Below are 8,845 nucleotides of genomic sequence, written 5' to 3'. Positions count from 1 at the left end.
GGTACCCCGCCTGAGCCCGAAAAGTGAGCCTTAGTTTAGTCGCTTTGCAACTCCGAAGCATTAACACAAAATGCCACTTAAATAAGAAAGACTCTGTCAACAAATTAAAAGCGGGGAAATACCCCGCTTACTCTACCTTGAATTGCTTGATCGCCTCTATCAGCACATTTGCATAGCTTTTTAGTTCATTCGCCGTCGATGCCATCTCTTCTACTATCGCTGATTGCTCTTCTGATGTAGCCGAAACTTCTTCAGCAGATGCCGCCGCCTCTTCTGATACCGCTGCTATGTTCTGTATCGAGTCTACTATCTTGTTCTTGTGCTCTTCTATTTCCTTTAAAGACTTTGTCAAATTCTCTATCTTTTCTACTATGAACCTTACCGCATTGAGTATACCTTCAAATACGTCCTTTGTCATGTTTACTACCTGGCTTTGCTCCTCTATTGACTTCGTTGAATCCTCTACCGTCCTGTGGGTGTTGTTTATCGTAGACTGTATCTCTGCTATTAAGTTCGCTATGTTCCTCGCTGCCTGTGAGGACTGCTCCGCTAATTTCCTTACTTCATCCGCTACAACTGCAAAGCCTCTTCCTGCTTCTCCCGCCCTCGCTGCCTCTATCGCTGCATTTAAAGACAATAAGTTCGTCTGGTCTGCTATATTTGTTATTGTCTCCACTATCTTTTCTATCTCTGACGATTTTTCTAATAGATAATTTGTCGCCTCTTTTACGTTGTTGTTGGCTTGTATTGTGTGCTTTGTCTTTTCTATTAGCTCTTTTATCGTAACAAGACCTTCATTTGAAACCATGTTCACATTTTCTACTTCATGGTTTATTTTCTCAGCGTTTTTGAGAGAGCTATCTATAAGCTGCCCTAAGACCACAGTCGCATTGGCGCTTTCTTCTGCCTCTTTCGCCTGACTTGATGCCCCTTGAGCTATTTCTTCAATCGCCTTTGCTACATCCTGTGTAGCCTGAGCTGCCTGCTCTGAAGCAACTGCCAAGTTTTCTGCAGAGTGGTTTACAGATTCTGATACGCTCTTTATGTCAAATATTAGCTTCTTTATGCCTTCCAGCATAGAATTAAAGCTCTTTGCAAGTATACCCACTTCATCTTTTGCTTTTACATCCGCTCTTACCGTTATATCCCCTTGAGAGGCTTTTTCCATTGCTGCTACAACCTTCTTTATCCCGGAGGCAATAGAACTGGAGAAAAGGTAAGCAATTATTAATCCTATTAGAAGTATTACTATGCTCACTGTTATTATGAAATTAGTAATTTTGTTCATGTCACGCACAAGTTCTTCATTCTCCATGGCAACAGCTGCTTTCCAGCCAAAAGCCTCTAGATTTCTCACACTTGCAAATTTGTACGCCCCATTAAAAGTGTAGTAAACAGTGCTGTTATTAGCCTCCATTATCTTTTTCCCAAAATCGTATTTATATATAGAAGTAAAAAGCATATCCTTTCTAGGATGAACTATAAATGTACCGTCTTTTGTGAGTATGTAAATGTAACCGGTTTTTCCTATGTTAATTAAGGCAATATTTTTTGAAAGCTGCTCTAAAGTTATGTCTATCCCCACTACTCCTTTTAAGTTGCCACTTGAATCAAACACTGCCTTTGCAACTGTTATTTCGGGAAGTTTGGTGACAAAGTCCTGATAAGGTTTGGTCCATACAGGTTCTCCCTTGGCATTTACCGCATCCTTATACCAAGGCCTTTCCGTAGGGTCATAATCTCCTAAATTCTGTGGTGGATATAAAATCATCTTCTTTGAAGGAGTAGCAAAATATACATTCATCGCATCAGGCATAGCCTTTTTAGCATCTTCCAGCTTTTTAAGCACTACCTCATCAGTAACAGTCTTTTCATCGTAATCAGATATGACACTAGATTGCGATAAAATGTAAAGCATAGACTCTGTATCTTTTTTAAAAGAACTCACATATTTGTTCAGAACAGAGAGCGCAGCCTGGTTGGAATCGTTTATTTTAACTTTAAGAACAGATTCTGCAATTCTTGTTGCAAAAAAACCACTTATAGCAAGAGGAATTAATATCATCAAAACAATAAACAATAAAAGTTTTGTCTTTATGCTCCTCATCTTTAGTACCTCCTTTTTTAGCTTTTGTCTTTTGTAATAATTTAGCTGCCTCTCACCTGCCACCCCCTCTTTAACAATCTTCGACATAATCTGACAAAATTATATCATCCTTTTACAATCAAGTCAATTTTCCTCCCTGATTCCATAATTTCAGAAGTCAAATTGTATATCTCATCAAAAAAGGCTACTTTAAAACTTCCCGGGCCTTTTACTTTCGGATTTTGGGCAGCTTTTTCCCCTGCAACTCCAAATGCGATAAAGGCCTCTAAAGTTCCCTCAAAATGATCTTCAGCCACTGCACAAAAGCTCGCCACCACTGATGTGAGCATGCACCCTGTACCTGTTATTGTCCCCATCATAGGATGCCCATTTTTTACATAGGCAATTTTCTTTCCATCAGTTATGACATCCACTTTTCCTGATACTGCAACTACACATCCACACTTTACTGCAAGGTCATAAGCAATATCGGATATATCTTCTTCTTCCTCTACCGCTTCAACTCCCCTTATTTTTCCTGTTCTCCCACTTAAAGTAGAAATTTCTGCGCTATTTCCCTTTATCACACTAACTCTGACTTCCTCAATAATCCTCTTAGCGCTTTTAGTCCTCAAACTTGTTGCTCCGGCTCCAACCGGGTCAAGAATCACAGGTACACCGTACTGATTTGCTGCTTTACCTGCTTTTATCATGGTATTAACTTCTTCCACGCTTAAGGTACCTATATTTAGAACAAGAGCATTGGCATTTTTCACCATTTCTTCTACTTCTTCATGGGCATATGCCATGACAGGCAATGCCCCTATAGCCAAAGTTACATTAGCACAGTCATTTACTGTAACCACATTTGTAATGTGATGTATAAGAGGTTTTTTGTCTCTTAAAAGCTTCAAAAGCTCACTCCCCACATTATTTCCTCCTCTCTTCAAAAGCTCTTCTTATTTCCCTTAACATATCTTTCGTATTAGCCTCAATATCTCCATCAAAAATACCTGCTATTGCAGATATCCCATCTACTCCTGAATGCAAAATCACTTCATAAGCATTAGTCTTATTTATCCCTCCTATGGCTACCACAGGTATACTTACAGCTTCTTTTATTTTTCTAACTCCTTCTATACCTATCACCTCTGCTTCAGGTTTTACAGGCTGTGCAAATACGGATCCTGCTCCTATGTAGTCAGCTCCTTCTTTTTCTGCTTTTAAAGCTTCTTCAACGGAATACGCAGACCCTCCCACTATTTTGTCAGGTCCCAATATTCTCCTCACAACGCCAACAGGCAAATCATCAGGCCCTACATGTACACCTTCGGCATCTACAGCCAGGGCTATATCAACTCTGTCATTTATAATTAGAGGAACATTATATTTTCTTGTAACTTCCTTTACTTTAAGGGCAATTTCATAGAATTCTCTGCTGGATATATCTTTTTCCCTCAGCTGAACGACAGTAACACCGTTTTTAATAGCTATCTCCACCGCTTCAGCTATGTCCATCCCCTTTATAAAGGACCTGTCAGTGATAGCATACAAAGTAAAGTCTATCCTCTTCACAACCTTTACCCCCTTATTCAATCCATCACAAGGCCGCCATCTACAACCAAATTTTGCCCTGTCACCGCTCTCGCCCAAGGTGAAGCAAAAAACAGCACTACATCAGCCAAATCTTCAGGAGCAGTAACTTTCTTCAAAGGAGTGGTCTGTTCAATTAAATCAAAAACCTCTTTGCTGGTAGCCGAACTCGCATCTGTAACTTTTAAAAGCCCTCCGCTTACCATGTTGACAGTGATGCCATACTCTCCCAATTCTTTTGCCATATTGCGTGTAAAACCAATAAGAGCTGCTTTAGCAGTGGTATAATCGTGGTAAGGAACCACTGGATTCTGAAACAAATTAGTCCCTATATTTATAATTCGGCCAAAGCGCATCTTTTTCATATCTTTAAGTCCTGCTTTTATAGTATTTAGGGCCCCTTTTACAGCTCCTTCTAATTGTTTTAAATAATCTTCCCACTCAATTGTTTCAGGAGTTTTTCTGTTCATCGGGTCAAAAACATAGTCAATCAGCGCATTGTTCACAATAGTAGTGACTGGTTTCCCAAAATACTTCTTTGCTTCTTCAAACATTGAAGCTACTTGATTAAAATCTCTTACATCAGCTCTAATAGCAACAGAATTTCTTCCCAGCTCTTCTGACAATTTTTGCGCCTTTTCTTCGCTTTTATAATAATTTACTACCACGCTGGCTCCTTCTCTAGCAAAAGCTTTAGCAATGGCAGCACCTAAGCCGCGGCTAGACCCTGTAACAAGAACTACCTGCTCTCTTATTTCCATAACAAACATCCTCCTTATTCTATTCTTTAAATTCAACATTCCAGAAATGATTTGTGGGCCCCACCCCATGTCCTATAGAAAGAGAATTCTTTATGGCTCCTGTGATGTATTTTTTAGCCCTCTTCACTGCCTCTAACAAATCATATCCTAAAGCCAAGTTTGCTGCTATAGCTGATGAAAAAGTGCATCCTGTCCCATGTGTATTTTTGGTGTTAATTCTCTCTGCCTTAATTTCATAAAATTCTACTCCATCATAAAACACATCCACCGCTTCTCCTTCTAAATGTCCTCCTTTTACTATAACCGTTTTCGCACCTAAACTTAAAATCTTCTTTGCAGCTTCCTTCATATCCGAAATGTTCTTTATCTCCATTCCTGTTAATTCCTTGGCTTCCATCAAATTTGGCGTAACAACAAGGCTTAATGGCAGCAGTTCCTCCTTTAACGCTTTCATCGCCTCGGGTTTTAAAAGAGGGTCTCCACTCTCCGCAATCATGACTGGGTCTAAAACAACTTTCTCTACTCCGTATTCTTTTAAGCCCTTTGCGATAGTTTTTATAATCTCTTCATTGGATACCATGCCTATCTTAACTGCATCCGGATACAAATCCTCAAAAATAGCTTTCATTTGTAGATAAACCATTTCTGGGGTAACATCTAAAATCCCTAATACTCCTTGAGTATTTTGAGCCGTTATTGAAGTAATCACGCTCATTCCAAATACTCCGTGGGCAGAAAAAGTCTTCAAATCTGCCTGGATTCCTGCTCCTCCTCCTGAATCTGAACCAGCAATTGTAAGAGCCAGCTTCATATACTCACCTCCAAGATAATAAAAATATGCCCACCTGAAAAGGTGAGCACTTTTTACAGATTCCGTAAAACGTGCTTCCCTTCGCAGGCATTACCCTGGTCAGGTTCTAAGGGTCGGGAACGAATCCCCTCTCAGCCATTTCTGGCTCCCCTAGCACTTTGATATTCAATTTTTTAAGTTCCTTTGCCTTTATTATATCATAAGATTACAAAAATTCAATCCAATTTATTTTCAAAAGCATCAAATTTTATAGGCTTTATCTGTCACGCAATTTATAGTCTTAATCACAATTCTCCTGTCGACTGGTATTTTTTCAGCCCTTGGTAAAGGATAATTTTTAAAACCAAATAATATAATAAGGGAGATGAATAACACCATATACTCTCATATACATTGCTCTTAACAAGGGCAATCCTTGCAGGAATTGCACTAAATAAGAAAATGGGAATTGCATATATGAGAAGATTACGGAGGATTTTTGGGAAAACCGTGTCAGGTTTTTCTGCCATTGTTAAAAGCTGCAGGACTATCGCTGAAATTGCTTCAGACCTTAAACCAAAAAGAGTAAAACTGTATACTATGAAAAATAAAAGTCCCATTAAAATAGAAGCATTGAAAATTGAAATGATATAAGCTATTGTCAATTTAATTCCACATATTTTCATACACCATATATTTAGAAATATTAACAAGGGGGTTGAAAGAGCTGCAGGAAAATTTAGGTTTTTTAGTACAATGTATTTTATGAGAGGCTGTGGTTTTAGTAAATCAAAATCAAAATACCCTGTTAAAACTGATTGTCCAAACTTAGAAACAGCTTCTGCAAAGAAAATTGCATATAGGTTGTTTACTAAAAAGAAACAGGTTATATAAAAAAGAATTTCTTCTCTATTATAATCACCAAAAACGTCAATTTTTTGAGTAAGCAGGTAATAGCCTAAAAATGTCGCAGTGTATAAAGATAAGTCTGCCAAAAACCAGCTTACCAAATTTGCTCTATATTGAATTGCTTTTTTAATTGAAAATCTTATAGATTCTATTAGCATGTTTTCACGCCCCATGAGAGGTGTATTTTTTTAATCCATTTTTCATAAGTAAAAAAACAATGAAACCAAGTATTAACACCCAGACTAGTGAAATAAATAATCCTTTATTTACTATTTCAATGTCAAAATTAGCATCGCATATAAGCTTTGACGGGATGTATGTCATATAAGGGAAGGGAGTCATTAGCATAATTGATTCAATTTTGCTAGGCAAAAGGTCTAAAGGGAAAATGGCACCTGAAAGAAGACCTGTCAGTAAGTTTCTGATGGCAGCTATGCCCCATATTTCTGTCAGCCAAAAAGATAACAATCCTACTATAAAGGAAAATAAAGCATTGAGTAAAAAACCCAAAATTAACGCTAAAGGTAGGTATAACAGCCGGTTTGCTGGGATTTCAATTTTTGCCCAGATTAAGAGCACAACAATTACTGGCATATATAAAATTGCAAACTTTGCAAGGCTTGAAGATATGTGACTGTATGAAATACTGGTCAAATAATTCACAGGAAGTAAAAGCTTTTGGCCAAATCTGTAGGTTTTTATATCCTTTTCAAGGTCATGTTCAGCATGAATTTCTGTGAATAGAAGTATTGCATTAGAAATGATAATATAAATCATCATTTCTTTCAGAGTGTAATTTATGGGATTTCTTTCAATTAAAGACCGCCAGAGAAAAAAGTTTATTAGGATTGGTACAATTAGGGAACTTAAAAGCTCCCCTACAAGGTAAATTCTATACATTAAGAGTCTTTTTATTGAGTAGTCAAAATATCCCATGAAAACATACAATGTCCTCATTTTTCTGCACCCTTATACAATGACTCTATGATAATATCGAGAGTATCATCGTGAAAATTTATATTTGAAATTTCAGCCTCATTTGACAAAACTCTCATCACATTTATCGTTTCTTCTGGACTAAATCTGATGAAATATTCTTGTTCTTCGCTTGCTTTTTCTACTTTATAATATTTGCTGATTCTTTCAACTGCACAATTGCTTGCGTTAAATCTAACCTTTCTAATGTTGGGAATCATACTTTTCAGTTTCTCAATTGTTCCATAATATAGCTTTTGACCTTTGTGGAGTATATAGATGTTGTCACATAAATCTTCAATGTCGGTTATGTAATGGCTTGTTAATATTATTGATGCATTGTATTTTCTCTTGTAATTTTTTAAGTAATTTCTAATTGCCCTTTGGGTGATAAAATCTAAGCCTAAAGTAGGCTCATCAAGAAAGATAACTACCGGCAGATGAATAAAAGATAATATCAATTCACCTTTCATCCTTTGTCCTAAAGACAGGGTTCTGACCTGTTTTTGCAGGTCTATTTCTGACAAGCCCAATTCTTCTGCCATTGATTTTGCACTTTTTATTGCTTCTCTTTTGTCAATAGAGTAAATGGAGGCAAAAAGTTTTACAGAATCAATAATAGTTAAGTCTGGATCTAACTGACCTCTCTGTCCCATTATTAATGATACTTTTCTTCTGTAATCTTTGCTTCGTAAAAAGGGGTCTTCTCCCAGTATTCTTATAATACCTTCATCTGCTTTAATAATTCCAGATACTAGTTTAATAGTAGTAGTTTTCCCCGCACCGTTTAAACCAATCAGTCCAAGTATTTCCCCTTGATTTACAGTAAAAGAAATGTCCTTTACTGCTTGTATGTACTTGTATCTTCGCTTAAAAAAGCTTTTAACTGTATTTATCACGCCATTTTCTTTTATATATACTTTGTAAGTTTTACTGACATTTTTAACAATTATCTGCGAATTCATGCTCCTCTCTCCTAAAAAGTTTCATATATCACGAATCCTTTACCTAAATTACCAGTTAAAGGTTTGATTTTATTTTAACAAAAGAAAAATAGAAATGCAATTGCTTTTATAAAAGGCAAATTTATTAGTAAATATGTTCTAAATGAGAAATAAATCAGCAAAGAAATATTTTATGCCCAAATACAACCTGCTACAAAGTAAATAAAACTCAGCAAATAATCTGTATATATACAAAAAAGGGTATCGACACAATGTCGATACCCTCTAATATGCATAAGCACTGGAGCTGGCAGTGGGATTCGAACCCACGACCTGTTGATTACGAATCAACTGCTCTACCACTGAGCTATGCCAGCAAAATAAAAATAAATGGTGCCTCGAAGTGGAATCGAACCACTGACACAGGGATTTTCAGTCCCTTGCTCTACCTACTGAGCTATCGGGGCAGATGGCGACCCAGAAGGGACTTGAACCCTCGACCTCTAGCGTGACAGGCTAGCGCTCTAACCAGCTGAGCTACTGGGCCGCATTTTTATTGAGTTAGAAAATGGTGGGCCTTCAGGGATTTGAACCCCGGACCAATCGGTTATGAGCCGACCGCTCTGCCAGCTGAGCTAAAGGCCCATGTTGTGTTGGTGACCCCGACGGGATTCGAACCCATGTTACCGCCGTGAAAGGGCGGTGTCTTAACCACTTGACCACGGGGCCATCATAAAAACTGGCTCCTCAGGTAGGATTCGAACCTACAACCTACCGGTTAACAGCC

The 8,845-nt window shown here is 37.7% G+C and carries 8 protein-coding genes, 5 tRNA genes and 1 riboswitch; all 13 genes read right to left on the bottom strand.

From position 1 onward, the window contains the following. Positions 1–127: 127 nt before the first annotated feature. Complete coding sequence (locus ACPLVE_RS10525; protein ID WP_424611503.1) at positions 128–2,107, bottom strand: methyl-accepting chemotaxis protein; 1,980 nt, start codon at positions 2,105–2,107, stop codon at positions 128–130. Positions 2,108–2,211: 104 nt separating this feature from the next. Then, positions 2,212–3,015, bottom strand: a complete 804-nt coding sequence (gene thiM / locus ACPLVE_RS10520; RefSeq protein ID WP_424611502.1) for a hydroxyethylthiazole kinase — start codon at positions 3,013–3,015, stop codon at positions 2,212–2,214. Position 3,016: 1 nt separating this feature from the next. Then, positions 3,017–3,652, bottom strand: a complete 636-nt coding sequence (thiE, locus tag ACPLVE_RS10515; RefSeq protein ID WP_424611504.1) for a thiamine phosphate synthase — start codon at positions 3,650–3,652, stop codon at positions 3,017–3,019. Positions 3,653–3,678: 26 nt separating this feature from the next. Beyond that, positions 3,679–4,440 carry a 3-oxoacyl-ACP reductase gene (locus ACPLVE_RS10510; protein ID WP_022588956.1) on the bottom strand — a complete coding sequence of 254 codons (762 nt, stop codon included), beginning with the start codon at positions 4,438–4,440 and terminating at the stop codon, positions 3,679–3,681. A gap of 19 nt (positions 4,441–4,459) precedes the next feature. Then, positions 4,460–5,251 (bottom strand): bifunctional hydroxymethylpyrimidine kinase/phosphomethylpyrimidine kinase, encoded by a 792-nt coding sequence (thiD, locus tag ACPLVE_RS10505; protein ID WP_424611501.1) that lies wholly within the window; start codon positions 5,249–5,251, stop codon positions 4,460–4,462. Positions 5,252–5,310: 59 nt separating this feature from the next. After that, a riboswitch (TPP riboswitch) is annotated at positions 5,311–5,413 on the bottom strand. 122 nt (positions 5,414–5,535) lie between these two features. Then, positions 5,536–6,297, bottom strand: a complete 762-nt coding sequence (locus ACPLVE_RS10500; RefSeq protein WP_424611500.1) for an ABC transporter permease — start codon at positions 6,295–6,297, stop codon at positions 5,536–5,538. A 4-nt stretch (positions 6,298–6,301) separates the two neighbouring features. Continuing rightward, a complete protein-coding gene (locus ACPLVE_RS10495) occupies positions 6,302–7,096 on the bottom strand; it encodes an ABC transporter permease (protein ID WP_424611499.1) in 795 nt (264 codons plus the stop codon). Further along, complete coding sequence (locus ACPLVE_RS10490) at positions 7,093–8,079, bottom strand: ABC transporter ATP-binding protein (RefSeq protein WP_424611498.1); 987 nt, start codon at positions 8,077–8,079, stop codon at positions 7,093–7,095. The genes ACPLVE_RS10495 and ACPLVE_RS10490 overlap by 4 nt, the downstream gene beginning before the upstream one ends. A gap of 281 nt (positions 8,080–8,360) precedes the next feature. Next, positions 8,361–8,435 (bottom strand) — tRNA-Thr (locus ACPLVE_RS10485). Positions 8,436–8,449: 14 nt separating this feature from the next. Continuing rightward, positions 8,450–8,525: transfer RNA gene (locus tag ACPLVE_RS10480), tRNA-Phe, on the bottom strand. Between the two features lie 3 nt (positions 8,526–8,528). After that, positions 8,529–8,605: transfer RNA gene (locus ACPLVE_RS10475), tRNA-Asp, on the bottom strand. 22 nt (positions 8,606–8,627) lie between these two features. Beyond that, positions 8,628–8,703, bottom strand: a tRNA-Ile gene (locus tag ACPLVE_RS10470). 9 nt (positions 8,704–8,712) lie between these two features. Beyond that, positions 8,713–8,787: transfer RNA gene (locus ACPLVE_RS10465), tRNA-Glu, on the bottom strand. Between the last annotated feature and the right edge of the window lie 58 nt (positions 8,788–8,845).

It is taken from the genome of Caldanaerobacter sp. (assembly GCF_049701115.1).
Classification (GTDB): domain Bacteria; phylum Bacillota; class Thermoanaerobacteria; order Thermoanaerobacterales; family Thermoanaerobacteraceae; genus Thermoanaerobacter.
This window is presented reverse-complemented; position numbering and strand designations above follow the sequence as displayed.